The sequence below is a fragment of the Nitrospirillum guaranorum genome (assembly GCF_034653275.1).
GTDB lineage: Bacteria > Pseudomonadota > Alphaproteobacteria > Azospirillales > Azospirillaceae > Nitrospirillum.
This window is the reverse complement of sequence record NZ_JAYEES010000001.1, coordinates 106,839-122,684: the sequence shown is the minus strand read 5'-3', so window position 1 is coordinate 122,684 and position 15,846 is coordinate 106,839. Positions and strand designations below refer to the sequence as shown.

Annotated in this window: 10 protein-coding genes and 1 pseudogene; 8 read left to right on the top strand and 3 right to left on the bottom strand. The window is 69.6% G+C overall.

The annotated features are described in order from the left end of the window. Nucleotides 1-190 precede the first annotated feature (190 nt). The 3 genes from UAJ10_RS00365 to UAJ10_RS00355 all read left to right on the top strand — a co-directional run bounded on the left by UAJ10_RS00365 (nucleotide 191) and on the right by UAJ10_RS00355 (nucleotide 7,236). The gene (locus UAJ10_RS00365; RefSeq protein WP_322913165.1) at nucleotides 191-3,115 is read left to right on the top strand and encodes a hybrid sensor histidine kinase/response regulator; all 2,925 of its coding nucleotides are present in this window, start codon (nucleotides 191-193) and stop codon (nucleotides 3,113-3,115) included. A gap of 333 nt (nucleotides 3,116-3,448) precedes the next feature. Next, a complete protein-coding gene (locus UAJ10_RS00360; RefSeq protein ID WP_322913163.1) occupies nucleotides 3,449-5,623 on the top strand; it encodes a TonB-dependent receptor in 2,175 nt (724 codons plus the stop codon). Between the two features lie 230 nt (nucleotides 5,624-5,853). Beyond that, a complete protein-coding gene (locus tag UAJ10_RS00355; RefSeq protein WP_322913161.1) occupies nucleotides 5,854-7,236 on the top strand; it encodes an L-serine ammonia-lyase in 1,383 nt (460 codons plus the stop codon). Nucleotides 7,237-7,411: 175 nt separating this feature from the next. Here the strand turns inward: UAJ10_RS00355 and UAJ10_RS00350 are convergent, their stop codons facing one another. Next, nucleotides 7,412-8,467: a bile acid:sodium symporter family protein gene (locus UAJ10_RS00350; protein WP_416235326.1), complete on the bottom strand. Its 1,056-nt coding sequence runs from the start codon at nucleotides 8,465-8,467 to the stop codon at nucleotides 7,412-7,414. A 154-nt stretch (nucleotides 8,468-8,621) separates the two neighbouring features. Between UAJ10_RS00350 and UAJ10_RS00345 the strand changes: the two genes are divergently transcribed. After that, complete coding sequence (locus UAJ10_RS00345; RefSeq protein WP_322913159.1) at nucleotides 8,622-9,467, top strand: LysR substrate-binding domain-containing protein; 846 nt, start codon at nucleotides 8,622-8,624, stop codon at nucleotides 9,465-9,467. 419 nt (nucleotides 9,468-9,886) lie between these two features. On the opposite strand, the gene UAJ10_RS29785 is transcribed toward UAJ10_RS00345, so the two are convergent. After that, complete coding sequence (locus tag UAJ10_RS29785) at nucleotides 9,887-10,369, bottom strand: DUF4166 domain-containing protein (protein ID WP_416235343.1); 483 nt, start codon at nucleotides 10,367-10,369, stop codon at nucleotides 9,887-9,889. Between the two features lie 913 nt (nucleotides 10,370-11,282). Further along, nucleotides 11,283-11,582, bottom strand: a pseudogene (locus UAJ10_RS29780) (saccharopine dehydrogenase NADP-binding domain-containing protein); the annotation flags it as partial. 230 nt (nucleotides 11,583-11,812) lie between these two features. Here UAJ10_RS29780 and UAJ10_RS00335 point away from each other — a divergent pair. The 4 genes from UAJ10_RS00335 to UAJ10_RS00320 all read left to right on the top strand — a co-directional run bounded on the left by UAJ10_RS00335 (nucleotide 11,813) and on the right by UAJ10_RS00320 (nucleotide 15,792). Then, a complete protein-coding gene (locus UAJ10_RS00335; protein WP_322913155.1) occupies nucleotides 11,813-13,045 on the top strand; it encodes a dipeptidase in 1,233 nt (410 codons plus the stop codon). 166 nt (nucleotides 13,046-13,211) lie between these two features. After that, entirely contained in the window at nucleotides 13,212-13,793 is a 582-nt protein-coding gene (locus UAJ10_RS00330; RefSeq protein WP_322913153.1) for a TetR/AcrR family transcriptional regulator, read from the top strand. A 27-nt stretch (nucleotides 13,794-13,820) separates the two neighbouring features. Beyond that, nucleotides 13,821-14,528: a glutathione binding-like protein gene (locus tag UAJ10_RS00325; RefSeq protein ID WP_322913151.1), complete on the top strand. Its 708-nt coding sequence runs from the start codon at nucleotides 13,821-13,823 to the stop codon at nucleotides 14,526-14,528. Nucleotides 14,529-14,571: 43 nt separating this feature from the next. Then, nucleotides 14,572-15,792 (top strand): YbfB/YjiJ family MFS transporter, encoded by a 1,221-nt coding sequence (locus UAJ10_RS00320; RefSeq protein WP_322913149.1) that lies wholly within the window; start codon nucleotides 14,572-14,574, stop codon nucleotides 15,790-15,792. The last annotated feature ends 54 nt before the right edge of the window (nucleotides 15,793-15,846 follow it).

The following is a 15,846-nucleotide window of genomic DNA, read 5'->3' as shown; positions in this document are numbered from 1 at the left end:
CGCGATCCTAGTGCGGACGCGCCCGTTTGACCACTGCGCGGACGGCGGGGGCGCATCCCGCCGCAGGGCCATCTCGGGCGGGACCCAACCCTGCGGTGGCGCGCCCGCCCCCTCTCCTCCGGTATCTATATATCGTGACCACGCGCCGGGTTATGGTGGCGGCCTCGGGCCCGAACCACAGCACCGGTTGATGTCGCTACGCCTACGCCTCGCCTTGACCTTCGGTGTGCTGGTCGCCATGGCCACGCTGGCGGCAGCCCTGGTCATTGGCGACCTGGCGGCCGACCGGGTACGCACCGACATCGCCCGCCAGATGGCCGACATCGCCTTCCAGACGGGCGACAAGCTGGACCGGGGCATGTTCGAACGCTGGCGCGACGTGCAGGTGGCCGCCTCCCTCAACAGCGTCTTCAAGGTCGGGGCGGACGAGGCGCGGCAGCGCCGCTGGCTGGACCGGCTGAAGCAGACCTTCCCCTCCTACGCCTGGATCGGCTTCGCCGATCCCGACGGCCGCGTCCTGGTCTCCGCCGACCGGGTGCTTGAGGGGGTGGACGTGTCGCAGCGCCCCTGGTTCGCCGCCGCGCGCGAGCGGGGTTCCTACGCCGGCGACGTGCACGAGGCCAAGCTGCTGCAGAAGGTGCTGGCGGCGCCAGGGGCCGATCCCCTGCGCTTCGTCGATGTCGCCGCCGCCGTGCATGACGAGGCGGGCGCGGTGCAGGGCGTGCTGGGCGCCCATCTCAGCTGGTCCTGGGCGGTGGAGGTGACGCGCTCCGTCCTGGGCGCCACGGCGGAGCGGTCCGGCGTGCAGGTGCTGGTGCTGTCCCAGGGCGGCACCGTGCTGCTGGGGCCGGAACCCTTCCTGGGTCGGGATCTGGCGGTGGCGCGGGGCCCGGATGGCCAGCCCACCGTCGCCTGGCCGGATGGAAAGCCGGGCGATTTCCTCATCGGTGTCAGCCAGAGCAAGGGCTATCGCGACTATCCGGGCCTGGGCTGGTGGATCGTGGCGCGCCAGTCCGCCGCGATGGCCCTGGCCCCGGTGCATGAGTTGCGGCGCCTGGTCGCCTATGCCGGCGGCGCCATCACCCTGTTGGCGCTGCTGCTGGGCTGGTTCGCCGCCGGACAGCTGGCGGCCCCCATCGTGCGCCTGACCCGCGCCGCCGAACGCCTGCGCCTGCGGCCCATTCCCGAGACGGGGGACAAGGAGGATCAGCTCACGACATTGCCGGCCGTGGCGGGGGATCGTGAGATCGTGTCCCTGGCCGACAGCCTGCGCACCGCCTTCGCCACCGTGCGAGCGCAGGCCGGCGAACTGGCCCAGGCCAACGCCACGCTGGAAAAGCGGGTGGAGGACCGCACGGCGGCCCTGGCCGCCGCCAACCTCCGCCTGATGGACGACCAGATTCGCCTGGAGGGCCAGGCGGCGTCGCTGGCAGCCCTGGCGGAGGAACGGGACCGCGCCCGCGCCGTGGCCCAGGCCGCCAACCAAGCCAAATCCAATTTCCTGGCGGCCATGAGCCACGAGGTGCGCACGCCCCTGAACGGCATCCTGGGCATCGCCCAACTGTTGCTGGCCGGCCCCTTGCCGCCGGAGGTGCGCTCTCAGGTGCGCACCCTGCAACAGAGCGGCCAGTCGCTGCTGACCATCGTCAACGACATCCTGGACGTTTCCAAGATCGAGGCGGGCAAGCTGGAGTTGGAGGAGTTGGCCTTCAACCTGGCGGATCTGGTGGACGGCGTGCGGCGCCTGATGCTGGCGGGGGCTCAGCACAAGGGCCTGTCGCTGACCGCGGCGCTGGATCCGGCCCTGGGCTCCGCCTATCGCGGCGATCCGGTGCGCCTGCGCCAAATCCTGCTGAACCTGGTCAGCAACGCCCTGCGCTTCACCGACAGCGGCGGCGTCATCATCGCCGTGGCGCCGGCGGCGGCCGAAGGGAAGGCCAGCGAGGGGGCGGAGAGGGGGGCGGGCATGCTGTGCTTCTCCGTCACCGACACGGGCGTGGGCCTGTCGGCGGCCCAGGCCGGCCGCCTGTTCGAACGCTATGTCCAGGCGGACGAGACCATTTCCCGCCGCTATGGCGGCACCGGCCTGGGCCTGGCCATCTGCCGCGACCTGGTGGACCTGATGGGCGGGCACATCGGTGTCGACAGCCGCGAGGGGGTGGGCAGCCGCTTCTGGTTCACCGTCCCCCTGGCACCGGCCAGCGAGGAAGAGGCGGCACGTCTGGCGCTGGACGCCGCCGCCGCGCCGGACGTGGCCCCCGACACCCCGACTTTTGGCGACGACACCGCCGCCGCGGCGGGGCGGGGCGCCGGCCGCATCCTGCTGGTGGAGGACAACGCGGTGAACCAGCAGGTGGCCCTGCTGCTGTTGCGCCGCGCCGGCTACAGCGTGCGCCTGGCCCATAACGGTCAGGAGGCGCTGGACATCCTGGCTGAGGACGGGGGTGCCGAGGGGCCCATCGACCTGGTGCTGATGGACATGCAGATGCCGGTGATGAACGGGCTGGAGGCCACGCGCCGCCTGCGCGCGGCGGAGGCCGGCACCGGTCGGCGGCTTCCCGTCATCGCCCTGACCGCGCACAGCCTGTCCGACCGGGCGGACGACCATTTGGCCGCCGGCATGGACGACCATGTGGTGAAGCCCTTCGATCACGGTCAGTTGCTGGACCGCGTCGCCTTCTGGCTGGGGCGCGGCAGCGAACCGGCGGCCAATCCGCCCACACCGCCGCCAGCCGCCGGTGCGCCGCCGCCCCGCCCGGACGCGTCCATCTTCGACCCCGCCGTGCTGGGCCGGCTGTCGGCCCTGGTGCCGGCGCCGCAGTTCCGCACCCTGGTGCGGGAAATGGTGACCAACGGCCTGGCGCGGGTGGACCGCATCGGCACCCAGGCCGCCGCCGGCGACGTGGCCGGCCTGAAGCGTGAGGCGCACGACCTGATCGCCACCGCCGGCAGCGCCGGGCTGGGCCGCCTGCAGGCCCTGGCCCGCACGCTGGACACCGCCTGCGCCGAGGACGACCTGGACCGGGCCCGCCTGTTGGCCGGCACCATCGCCGCCGTGGGCGCCGGCGACTGGCGCCGGGTATACGAGCTGACCCCCGGCGCCGGGGGCTCCTGAGCGACGGCGGGGCCTTGGCCGCCCTGGCGGCGACGGCCGCAAGCGGGCCGTCCGCCTGCGACCTTCTGTCTTTTGCTGCACCTGCGCTTTCCCGTTGACGCACCCGGGGAGGCGGGTTAGAACCGAACTACGTTATACTATAACATAACGAAAACTTGGCAGTTCGGGTCCTGTCTCCAGCCCATCCAGCCGCCTTGCCCGGCCGTGCCCCTCTTGGGGTGCGGCAACGCGGGCGGCTGGCCAGGGCCCAAGGAGGCGGTATGAGAAGGGAACAGGGGTCGCCGACGCCCGGCATGGTCCGGTTTGGGCGGCCTTAATGAAAGGTGGGAAGGTATGGCTTTCAAGGTGGGGCGCGCCGGCGTGATGGGCGCCATTCTGTTGGGTTCGGTCAGCACGGTGGCCCTGGCGGCCGACAACCCCGCCGGCGACGCGGCGGCCGAACCGGCTGGCGCCAGCGGCCAGCTGGGCAACAGTTCCGCCAGCGGTCCGGTGCCGGAGATCGTCATCACCGCCAAGCGCCTGCTGGACGCGCGCAACAGTATCCAGCCCGACCTGGGCGCCTCCACCTACAAGCTGGACGAGAGTGCCCTGGAGGCGCAGCCCGGCGGCGTGAACAATGGCCTAAACCAGGTGATCCTGCAGGCGCCGGGCGTGGCGCAGGACAGCTTCGGCCAGTTGCACATCCGGGGTGAGCACGCCAACGTCCAGTACCGCATCAACGGCGTCATCCTGCCGGAAGGCATCAGCGGCTTCGGCCAGACGCTCAGCCCCCGCTTCGCCCACAGCGTCAGCCTGGTGACCGGCGCCCTGCCGGCGCAGTACGGCCTGCGCACCGCCGGCATCATCGACATCCAGACCAAGTCCGGCGCCTTCGACAACGGCGGCGACATCAGCGTCTATGGCGGCAGCTACGACACGCTGCAGACCAGCTTCGACATCTCCGGCTCCTCCGGCAACCTGAACTACTTCGCCTCCGGCGACTTCAAGACCAGCGGCGTGGGCATCGAATCCCCCGACGGCAGCGGCAAGCCCAACCATGACCGGACGGAAAACGGCCGCGGCTTCGTCTTCCTGCAGGACATCCTGGATCCCGACACCCAGGTCAGCCTGATGGCGGGGACGGAGCGCGGGCAGTTCCAGATCCCCACCCGCTCCGGCCAGTCGCCCAGCCTGGGCTACAATTTCAACGGCCAGACCGACTACCCCAGCGACAAGATCGACGAGAACCAGCGGGAAATCACCCACTACGCCGCCGCCACCTATCTGAAGGCGCTGGATGCGGTGACGGTGCAGTCCTCGATCTACGGCCGCTATTCCAGCCTGTGGTTCAAGCCCGACCCGGTGCCGGATCTGCTGTACAACGGCATTTCGCAGGAAGCCTACCGCCGCTCCATCGCCGGCGGCTGGCAGACGGACGGCAGCTGGGTGGTGAACGACCAGCACACCCTGCGCGCCGGCCTGCTGCTGCAGGTCGAACGCTCCTCCGGCATCACCAATTCGCAGGTGTTCGCGGTGGACGACGCCGGCAACCAGATCGGCGGCAGCCCGACCACGGTGCGCGACACCTTCGGCAAGACCGGCTATAGCGAGAGCGTCTACCTGCAGGACGAATGGAAGTTCGCGCCGGACTGGACGCTGAATTTCGGCGGCCGCTTCGACAGCTTCCAGCAGTTCGACAGCGAGAGCCAGTTCAGCCCGCGCGTGAACCTGGTGTGGCAGGCGACGCCGGGCACGACGGTGCACGCGGGCTATTCCCGCTACTTCACCCCGCCGCCGTTCGAGCTGGTGTCCAACACGGCGGTCGCCAAGTACGCCGGCACCAGCGCCGCCGCCGCCAGCGGCCTGAACGACGCCCCCAAGGCCGAGCGCGCCAATTATTTCGACATCGGCGTCGAGCAGAAGCTGACCGACGCCCTGACGGTGGGCCTGGACGGTTATTACAAGAAGTCCAAGAACATGTTGGATGAGGGCCAGTTCGGCGCCCCCATCATCCTGACGCCCTTCAACTATGACGAAGGCACGCAGAAGGGCATTGAGCTGTCGCTGACCTACGCGGTCGACAACTTCCAGTCCTACGCCAACTTCGCGGTGTCGAAGGCGGAGGGCAAGAAGATCGTCTCCAGCCAGTTCAGCTTCAGCCAGGACGACCTGGACTATATCTCCAACCACTTCATCCCCGTGGACCACGACCAGCGCTTCACCGCCTCGGCCGGCGCCAGCTACCGCATCGACAGGACGTTGCTGACCACCGACCTGATCTACGGCTCGGGCCTGCGCTCCGACGGGGCCACGCCCAATGGCGCCGCCCTGCCGGGCTATGTCCAGGTCAACCTGGGCGTGGTGCAGACCCTGGACCTGCCCACGGTGGGCCTGATGGACCTGCGCTTCGACGTCATCAACCTGTTCGATAAGAAGTATGAGATCCGCGATGGAACGGGGGTCGGCGTGGGCGCTCCGCAATACGGCCCGCGCCGCGGCTTCTACTTCGGCGTGACCAAGACCTTCTGACGCCGCACGCGCCGTCGCGGGCGCTCCACCGTCGCGCCGGATGGCGGGCCCGGGAAGGACAGTCTTCCCGGGCCCGCTTCATTTTAAACAGCATCAAATTATATGATGTGGCGATGCCAGTGGCGGGCATACCGCGAACCTTGTATCAAGGCGCCTGGCGGTCGGACGCCCGCGGGAACCCGTGACCGGCGGGCCGTGGGGCGGGCCCGCGCGGGAATAGGGCATCGGGCATGAGCATCAGCGTCTTCGAACTGTTCAAGGTGGGCGTCGGCCCCTCCAGCTCCCACACCATGGGGCCGATGACGGCGGCCTGCCGCTTCGTGCGGCGGGTGGCCGGGGACGGGCGTCTGGCCGCCGTGGCGCGGGTGGAGGTCCAGCTTTACGGCTCCCTGGCGCTGACGGGCCGGGGCCACGCCACCGACACCGCCGCCATCATCGGCCTGACGGGCCAGACGCCGGCCGACGCTGACCCCGACGCCTGCGCCGCCTTGGTCGCCCGTGTTCTGACCAGCTGGCGCCTGCCGCTGAACGGAACCGACGGTCACGAGATCGACTTCGACGCCGAGCGTGACATCCGCTGGGAAGGCGGCAGCCAGCTGCCCTTCCACCCCAACGCCATCACCTTCGTGGCCTTCGACGCCGCCGGGGCGGAGCTGACGCGCGGCACCTATTACTCGGTCGGCGGCGGCTTCGTGCTGGATGAGGATGAGGCGCGGGCCAACGCGCCCGCCAATCCCGGCCCGGCCGTGCCTTATGATTTCGCTAACGCCGACCAGCTGCTGGACATGGCGGCCAAGGCCGGCCTGACCATCGCCGAACTGATGCGCGAGAATGAGCGCGCCGGCCGCACGGATGCGGAGATCGACCAGGGCCTGGACCGCATCCTGGCCACCATGGACGCCTGCATCGACCGCGGCATGCGCGAGACCGGCATCCTGCCCGGCGGCCTGGATGTGCCGCGCCGCGCCGCCAAGATCCATGCCCAGCTGCTGCAGCGGCAGGAACGCATGCTGCGCGACCCGCTGTCGGTCATGGACTGGGTGAACCTGTGGGCCCTGGCGGTGAATGAGGAGAACGCGGCCGGCGGCAAGGTCGTGACCTCCCCCACCAACGGGGCGGCCGGCATCATCCCGGCGGTGCTGCGCTATTACGAACGCTTCCACGATCCGGACCGCCGCCGCCTGCACATCTTCCTGCTGACCGCCGCCGCCATCGGCGGCCTGTACAAGCGCAACGCCAGCATCTCCGCGGCCGAGGTCGGCTGCCAGGGCGAGGTGGGGGTGGCCTGTTCCATGGCCGCCGCCGGCCTGACCGCCGCCATGGGCGGCACCAACGCCCAGATCGAGAACGCGGCCGAGATCGGGATGGAGCACAACCTGGGTCTGACCTGCGACCCCATCAAGGGCCTGGTGCAAATCCCCTGCATCGAGCGCAACGCCATGGGCGCCATCAAGGCCATCGACGCCGCCCGCCTGGCCCTGATGGGCGACGGCACCCACAAGGTCAGCCTGGACCGGGTGATCGAAACCATGCGGCGCACAGGCGCCGACATGAAGGACCTGTACAAGGAAACGTCGCTGGGCGGCCTGGCGGTCAACCTGCCGGAGTGTTGAGTTTTTCTTGTTCCTCAAGCGCTGGCGGGGCAACCGCCCCTTGTGTCTTCCGAATCTTGGCTATCCTCCCTCCGCTCCTTCGGTGCCCGGTCCGGCGGACGCGGTCGCGTCCTAGGGCACGGAACGTTGTTCCATGCCCGTTGGCGTTCTCGGGGGCGCTTTCGGGAAGTCTTGGTTATTCCGCCGTCCCATACCCCGGCGGATGGCTGCTGGCGTAACGGCGGGCCAGCACGGCGCAGACCATCAGCTGGATCTGGTGGAACAGCATCAGGGGCAGGACGATCATGCCCACGGCGTGGCCGGCGAACAGCACGTTGGCCATGGGGATGCCGCTGACCAGGCTTTTCTTCGACCCGCAGAACACCACGGCGATCTCGTCGGCCCGCGACAGGTGCAGGCGGCGGCTGATGACGGTGGTCAGCACCAGGATCAGGGCCAGCAGGCCACCGTCGACCAGCACCACCTTCAACAGGCTGGCCACGTCCAGCTGGTGCCAGATGCCCTCGTTCACCGCGTGGCTGAAGGCGCCATAGACCACCAGCAGGATGCTGGCGCGGTCGACGGGGCCCAGCACCTTCTTGTTGCGCGCCACCCAGTCCCCGATGCGGCTGCGGAGAAGCTGGCCCAGGACGAAGGGCAACAGCAGCTGCACGAAGACCGAGGTCAGCGCGTCGGCTGAGAAGCCGCCGCCGGCCTTGGCCAGCAGCAGGCCCACCAGCAGCGGCGTGATCACCATGCCCAGCAGGTTGCTGGCCGAGGCGCTGCAGATGGCCGCCGCCACGTTGCCACCGGCGATGGAGGTGAAGGCGATGGAGGATTGCACCGTGGACGGCAGGGTGCAGAGGAACAGCACGCCCAGGTACAGGTCGGGCGTCAGGACGCCCAGGTTCACCAGCGGCTTCAGCGCCAGCCCCACCAGCGGGAACAGGGCGAAGGTGCAGAGCGTCACCAGCAGGTGCAGCCGCCACTGCGTCAGCCCGCCGATCACCGCCTCGCGCGACAGCCGGGCGCCATAGAGGAAGAACAGCAGGAAGACGGCGACGTCCGTGGCCCCGTTGGCCACGCCGATCATGGCGCCCTTGGCCGGCAGGAACGAGGCCAGCACCACCGTCCCCACCAGCAGCAGGGTGAAGGTGTCGGGCTTCAGGCGCGCCAGCCACAGCAGGGCCGTGGAGGGCTTCCGGGAGGACGGCATGGACGGGTCGGGGGCGGTTGCGGCGGGGACGGACATGGGCTGACAACCTTGTACGGGCGACGGGTCGGGGGCAAGGGGCGGAACAGGATGACGCACCATCATAAAGTGCTGGACGGCCCATCTTGAAGGCTGCTTACAATTGTTATTGTGATCACGTTTATGAATGATCGTACCGTCGCCGGGGATGGGTATGCTGGACACCACGCTGTTGCGCACCTTCATGGAGGTGGCGCGCGCCCAAGGGTTTACCGAGGCCGGCCGCCGGCTGGGCCTGCGCCAGTCCACCGTCAGCCAGCAGATCGGCCGGTTGGAGGAGGCGGTGGGCCGCCGTCTGTTCGTGCGCGACACCCACACCGTGCGTCTGACCGCGGATGGCGAGGCGCTGGTGGAATTCGCCCGCGGCATGCTGGAGCTGGAGGAACGCGCACGGCAGCACTTCGCCGGGGCCGACCTGCGCGGCCGGGTGCGGTTGGGCGCGGGGGAGGACTTCGTCATCTCCCACCTGTCCGACGTCTTGGCCGCCTTCGTGCGCCGCCATCCCGCCGTGGACCTGGAACTGACCGTGGGCCTCAGCGGCTTCCTGTATCAGAAGCTGGACGCGGGTGAACTGGACCTGGTGCTGGCCAAGCGCCGCCCGGGCGACACGCTGGGCCGGCCGCTGTGGCGCGACCGCTTCGTCTGGGCGGGGCGGGAGGGGGAGACGCTGGATCCCGCCAAGCCGGTGCCGCTGGTGTTGTACACCCCGCCCAGCATCAGCCGCTCCGTCGCCCTGGAAAGCTTGGAACGCCACGGCCGCCCCTGGCGCATCGCCTGCGTCAGCGGCAGCCTCAGCGGTTTGCGCGCCGCCGCCTTGGCCGGCCTGGGCGTCACCGTCCAGCCCCGCGCCATGCTGCCCAGCGGCATGGCGGAGGTGCCGCACCTGCCGCCCTTGGTGGATGTCGAGTTCGTCCTGGCCGGACCCGGCGCCACGGGGCGCGGCCCGGCGGCTGCCTTGGCCCAGGCTATCGTGGACAGCGCGGTGAAATTACAAGGATAGAGGGGATGAATCGTGGTTTAATAATTAAATGGCTGTGGTCGCGGTATCGAAGGGGGGCGCATGAAAAGTCTTATGGCCGGAATGATTGAGAAGAGTTTGTATGATAAACCGCGTAGCGCCAAAGTAGGGTGTCTTTACGTCTGTGCAGCCTTAGTTGTAACGATTGCTCGATATCACCGGATGTCTCATTACTCAATGTGGGATTTTATATCCAGTTTTTCCTTTAATGTGTTTGGAATAGCGTTTATTATGGTTATATCCAAGGTAGTTTCTGAGTATTTTGGAAAATTTTTTCTCGGAAAAACAATAAATTATGAGAAAGATGAATACGAATTCTGTGCATTAATAACAATTATTTCAATCTGCCTTTTGGCAATAATTGTAAATGAAATAGGTCATATCTATACTGGCCTTGATGATTAATGTAGCCACCCCCGGTAATGCACGATCAGTCCCGCCAGCGGGTGGCTGAGGCGGACGTCGAAGTGGAAGCGGTCGCCGTCCGGCGTGGATGCCACCGTCTCGGTGGCCGCGCTGCGCGGCGCCAGCCACAGGGGCAGCGGCAGGCCGAACAGCGTCCAGCGGCGCAGGACCAGGGTGACGCCGTCGGCATCGGCCACCAGGGCCATGGCGAAGGCGGCAGGGCCGAAGCTCTCCACCACCAGATGCGCGTCGCGGCCCCGGCCCAGGCTTTGCCGGCTGGCGAAGCGGCGGCCGGCGAAGTCGCGAACCCACAGCTCGCCGCCCCCCGGTGCACCCGTGTCGGCCGTGCGGCTCAGGGTGACGGTGACGGGGCACGTCGGTCCCGCTGGGCGGGAAGCCGACCAGCCAGGCCGCCAGCCGGGCCAGTGGCCCCCGGCCCCGGGTGACGGCGGCCCGGCCGCGCCAGATGGCCGGTCCATCGGCGGGCAGGGTATGAAGGGCGCGCCAGGCGGCGGGCTGCCGGTCCCAGGCCTCGCCCCCCATCACCTGGGCGAACAGGGGCGCCCCCGGCCCGGGGGTGTCGCGCACGCCGGCGCGGATGGCGCGGGGGGCGAACAGGGGCTGGTAGTCCGCCAGATCCAGGTCGGTGACGGCGGCGCGGGCGCCAGCGGGCGGCGGCGATCCCGCCAGCCAGCGGCGCACCAGGGCGGCGGCCGGCATGGCGGGGATGTAGGGGCCGTCGTCGCCCTCCGCCACCATGTGCCAGGACCGCGTGGCGGTTTGGCCTTGCGCGTCCCGTCCCGTGACCTCGACGAACATGCCGCCGCGATGCTCCCCCCAGCGGAGGATGCCGGCGCCCCAGTGGAACAGGGGCGCCAGGGGCAGCAGGCTGGGCAGCAGCCGCAGACGCACCAGCCAGGCCAGGCCGGTCATGACCCGGTGCACGCTTTCCGGCCGCGTGCCCGCCCCCACCCAGATGTCGCGCAAGGCCGGCCACAGGGGCGGCAGCACCCGCAGGTCCGGCACCTCCACCAGGGCGAAGCGGGTGTTGCGCAGGGGCAGGACGCCCGGCGGGGCGATGGTGTGGCGCCGCACCTCCGTCATGGCCTGGCCCCGGGTCCAGGCGCCGTCGCGCATCAGGGGCACGGGGCGGCCGGCATAGCTGGCGATGGCGCGCAGCACGTTGGCGCCCACCACGGCATAGGGGGAGGGGGCGACGCCCGCCGCGATGCCCGTCACCGCCGTCCAGCCCGGCGTCAGGTGGCGCACGGCCGCCGCCGTCAGCACGGGGAAGCTGCTGACCCCCGACAGCACGGGAATGCCGCGCGCGCGGGCGGCCCCGTCAAAGGCCTGGATGCCCATGACGAAGTCGGCGCCGTCCGCCAGATCCAGGTAGGGCAGGCCCAGGTCCAGGCAGGCCTGGACCACGCGATAGGGGGCGTCTCCATAGACCTGGAAGGGGCCGGTGGCGTCGATCACCAGGTCGGGGGCCGCGGCCGACAATTGGGCCGCCAGGTCGCCGTCGCGGTCGAAGGCCAGGGGCGACAGCCGGGTGGCGCCGCATGCCCGCGCCAGGGCCGCGCAAAAGGCGGCGGCCTTGCCCGCCGACCGACCGGCGATGACCAGGGTCAGGCCCGGCTCATCCGCCAGCAGGGTGGCGATTCGGCCGCCGAAGGTGCCGTAGCCGCCCATGATCAGGACCCGCAGGCCGGGTTTGGACATCCGTGCACTTCCCTTCCAGTGGCCGCCGACGGCGCCCGCCATCAAGGCACAGTCTGGGGCGGATGACAAACTGCGGCGGGCCGGCCGGATGACGTCCAACGCGCGTGGCCACGCCACCCTTCCTTTTTCCCGGGCTTTGCGCAATCGTGACGGCGGCGACCCGGCGTTAGGGCGGGCGCCTGATGGGGAATGGGGACCGGATGACGATGATGGATCGCCGCGCCGTGCTGGCGGGGGCCATGGCGACCTTGGGCGGCGGCCTGGCCGCAGGCCCGGTACGGGCGCGCAGTCGCGCCCCCGACGCCGCCTCCAACACATCCTCTGGCAAGCCTGTCACGGAGCCGTCCATGCGTGCGCCCCTCATCAATTTCCTGGGCGGCTTCTCCAACCCCAACATCGAGGTGGACGCCACGCTGGACCCGCAGTCGGTGGCGGCCCGGCTGCCCGACACGCCGCAGGCCAAGGTGGACGCCCGCGCCCTGGCCGATGTGCGCCAATCGGGTCTCACCGCCGTGAACCTGACCCTTGGCTACGTCTCTGGGGGTTACGTCTCCGGCCCCATGGACCCGTTCGAATTCACGGTGCGCGACATCGGCCGCTGGGACCGGCTGATCCGTCAGCATCCCGGCGCATTGCGCAAGGTCTACACCGCCGCCGACATCGTCGCGGCGCAGGCCCAGGGCCAACTGGGCGTCATCTACGGTTTCCAGAACGCGGTGCAACTGGGCGACGACCTCGACCGGGTGGAGTTGTTCGCCGACCTCGGCGTGCGCATCATCCAGCTGACCTACAACCCCGCCAACCCGCTGGGCGCCGGCTCCATGGCGCCCAACACCGGCCTGACCGATTTCGGCCGCCAGGCGGTGGAGCGGCTGCAGGCCGCCCGGGTCATGGTCGACCTGTCGCACAGTGGGGAGAAGACCTGCCTGGACGCCTTGGCCGTGGCCAAGGGCCCCATCACCATCAGCCACACCGGCTGCCGCGCCGTGTGCGACCTGCCGCGCAACAAGACGGATGCGGAACTGCGCGGCGTGGCCCAGGGCGGCGGCGTGGTCGGCATCTACTTCATGCCCTTCCTGACGCCGGACGGCCACGCCAAGGCCGAGGACGTGGTGCGGCATATCGAGCACGCCCTGGCCGTCTGTGGCGAGGATCACGTGGCCATCGGCACCGACGGCGACGTCACCGGCATCGACGACCTGGACCGCTACCGCGCCGTGCTGCGTGAGGAGATCCAGCGGCGCCGCGCCGCCGGCATCAGCGCCACCGGCGAGTCCGAGGACACCTACCCCTTCTTGGCCGACATGCGCGGCCCGGGCCAGTTCGCCCACCTGGCCGACCTCCTGTCCAAGCGCGGCCACAAGCCCGCCCGCATCGACAAGATCCTGGGCGGCAATGTCCTGCGCTTCGCGCGCGACGTGTGGGGGGCATGAGGGCGCCACGCATCGGCGCCGCAGCCTTCCACCCCACGGCACATTGATTTCCGTCCAACGGGGCTTGCGTTCTGTATCGAGTGCTCTAATTTAATTGGAGCGAGTGATACAGAACCGCCCCGTATGGCGTTTGGCGGTTCTTTCCGGATTTGGGGGAGAGACCGCCATGGCGCGGCCGCGTGAGTTTGATGAGGGGGTGGCCCTGCAGGCCGCCGTCGACGGGTTCTGGTCGCAGGGCTATGGCGCGGCCAGCACCCGGGATCTGGCGGCGCGCATGGGGCTGACCACGGCCAGCTTCTACAACGCCTTCGGCGACAAGCGCGGCCTGTTCATGAAGGCGCTGGACCAGTATCTGAGCGGGACGCTGAGCCAGCGCATCGCCCGGCTGGACCAGCTGCCGCCGCGCCAGGCGGTGGCCGGCTACCTGGCCGATGTCGTCGAACGCTCGCTGGCCGATCCGCAGCGGCGGGGGTGCATGCTGATCAACGCCGCGCTGGACGTCACGGCCCAGGACCCTGACATCCGCGCCGAGGTGGCTGGCGGCCTGGGCGAAATCCGCGCCTTTTTCCTGCGCCATCTACAGGCGGGCCAGGCTGACGGGACGATCGCGTCGGCCCAGCCGGCGGAAGACTTGTCCCACCTGTTCCTGAGCGTGGTGGTGGCCATGCGCGTCATGGCGCGCCTGCACGCCGACCGTGACCAGCTGGAGGGCATGGCCCGACCGGCCTTGGCCCTGCTGGGCCCCTGACATCCGCCCGACCCCGTGAGGTATCCGATGATCGAGCTGTACTACTGGCCCACCCCCAATGGCCACAAGATCACCCTGTTCCTGGAAGAGGCGGGGCTGGACTACGCCATCCACCCGGTGGACATCAGCGCTGGCGACCAGTTCAAGCCGGACTTCCTGGCCTTCTCCCCCAACAACCGCATGCCGGCCATCATCGACACCGCGCCGGCTGATGGGGGTGAAGCCATCACCGTGTTCGAGAGCGGCGCCATCCTGCTGTACCTGGCGGAAAAGACCGGCCGCTTCATTCCCGCCGACGTGCGCGGCCGCAAGACGGTGACGGAATGGCTGTTCTGGCAGATGGGCGGCCTGGGCCCCATGGCGGGGCAGAACCATCACTTCGTGCAGTACGCGCCGGAACGCATCCCCTACGCCATGACCCGCTATGTCAACGAGACCAACCGACTGTACGGCGTGCTGAACCGCCGCCTGGCGGGCCGCCCCTTCGTGGCCGGTGACGAATATTCCATCGCCGACATGGCGATCTATCCCTGGATCGTGCCGTGGCAGCGGCAGCAGCAGAACCTGGACGACTTTCCCGACCTGAAGCGCTGGTTCGGGGCCGTGGCTGCCCGCCCGGCCACCGTCCGCGCCTATGCCAAGGGGGAGCCCCTGCGCACCCGCCCCACGGTGACGGAGGAGGGGAAGAAAATCCTGTTCGGCCAGACATCGACGAACGCACCCACCATCAAATAAGGCCAGCATCGTAAAGCCGGCCGCAGTAAAGGCGGTTCATCCCATGTCCACCTCCACCACCGGGGACGGCACCGTCCCCCGGCACGCCCCCGGCTTGTCCGCCGCCTCCTGGATGGCCGCCGTCGCCGGCCTCAGCGGCAGCCTGGTCGCCGTCGGCCTGGCGCGCTTCGCCTACACGCCCCTGATCCCGCCGCTGATCGACGCCCGCTGGTTCGCGCCCGGCGACGTGGTCACCTTGGGGGCGGCCAACTTCGCCGGCTACCTGGCGGGCGCGTTGCTGGGCCGGCCCCTGGCGGCTGGCCTGACCAGCCGCTGGGTCCTGCGCCTGATGATGCTGGCCGTTACCGTGGCGTTCTTCGCCTGCGCCTTCCCCCTGTCGGTCGCCTGGTTCTTCATCTGGCGCCTCCTCTCGGGCCTGGCCGGTGGCGCCATCATGGTGCTGGTGGCGACCAGCATCCTGCCCCACATCCCGCCGGCCAGGCGCGGCCTGGTCAGCGGCATTATCTTCCTCGGCTTGGGGCTGGGCATCGCCGCGTCGGGCACCCTGGTGCCGGCGCTGCTGCGCCTGGGCCTGGTGCAGACCTGGGTGGGCCTGGGCGGGCTGTCGCTGCTGCTGACGGCCCTCAGCTGGTTCGGCTGGCCGGCCGGGGACGCGCCCACCCCCGTCACGACAGCCGGCGAGGCGGAGGGCGGGCGCACCGGCGGCATCCTGCGCGTGCTCTACGCCGAATATGCCCTGAACGCCTTGGGCCTGGTGCCGGTCATGGTGCTGCTGGTCGACTATGTCGCGCGCGGCCTGGGCCGGGGGGCGGATGTCGGCGCGTCCTATTGGGTGCTGTATGGTATCGCCGCCATCGCCGGCCCTCTGATCAGCGGCCCCATGGCCGACCGCCTGGGCGCGGGGCTGGCCTATCGTTTGTCCCTGGCCCTGCTGGCGGGCGCGGTGGCCCTGCTGGCGGTCAGCGGCCATCCTGCCGCCATCGTCGTCGCCACCGTCGTCCTGGGCATTTTCACCGCTGGCATCGTGCCCTTGGTCCTGGGCCGCATCCGCGAACTGCTGCCGCACAGCCATAAGCGGCAGCAGGCGGCGTGGAGCCGCGCCACCACCGCCTTCGCCCTGTTCCAGGCGCTGGCCGGCTACGGCTATTCCTATCTGTTCAACCACAGCGGCCAGAACTATGCCTTGATCTTCGTCTGCGGCGCCGTGGCCCTGGTGGTGGCGCTGGTGGCCGACACGGCGGCGGCGCTGGGCGGGCGGAAATGAAGCCAGCGGCATAACGTTTCCCTTATGCCGCAGCCCGCGACCGCGGGCGCCCGG

What these genes read in the sequence shown, in the direction of transcription:
- UAJ10_RS00365 (WP_322913165.1), top strand. Translation starts at nt 191, where the DNA reads ATGTCGCTACGCCTACGCCTCGCCTTGACCTTCGGTGTGCTGGTCGCC.
- UAJ10_RS00360 (WP_322913163.1), top strand. Translation starts at nt 3,449, where the DNA reads ATGGCTTTCAAGGTGGGGCGCGCCGGCGTGATGGGCGCCATTCTGTTG.
- UAJ10_RS00355 (WP_322913161.1), top strand. Translation starts at nt 5,854, where the DNA reads ATGAGCATCAGCGTCTTCGAACTGTTCAAGGTGGGCGTCGGCCCCTCC.
- UAJ10_RS00350 (WP_416235326.1), bottom strand. Translation starts at nt 8,467, where the DNA reads ATGTCCGTCCCCGCCGCAACCGCCCCCGACCCGTCCATGCCGTCCTCC.
- UAJ10_RS00345 (WP_322913159.1), top strand. Translation starts at nt 8,622, where the DNA reads ATGCTGGACACCACGCTGTTGCGCACCTTCATGGAGGTGGCGCGCGCC.
- UAJ10_RS29785 (WP_416235343.1), bottom strand. Translation starts at nt 10,369, where the DNA reads ATGGACCGGCCATCTGGCGCGGCCGGGCCGCCGTCACCCGGGGCCGGG.
- UAJ10_RS00335 (WP_322913155.1), top strand. Translation starts at nt 11,813, where the DNA reads ATGACGATGATGGATCGCCGCGCCGTGCTGGCGGGGGCCATGGCGACC.
- UAJ10_RS00330 (WP_322913153.1), top strand. Translation starts at nt 13,212, where the DNA reads ATGGCGCGGCCGCGTGAGTTTGATGAGGGGGTGGCCCTGCAGGCCGCC.
- UAJ10_RS00325 (WP_322913151.1), top strand. Translation starts at nt 13,821, where the DNA reads ATGATCGAGCTGTACTACTGGCCCACCCCCAATGGCCACAAGATCACC.
- UAJ10_RS00320 (WP_322913149.1), top strand. Translation starts at nt 14,572, where the DNA reads ATGTCCACCTCCACCACCGGGGACGGCACCGTCCCCCGGCACGCCCCC.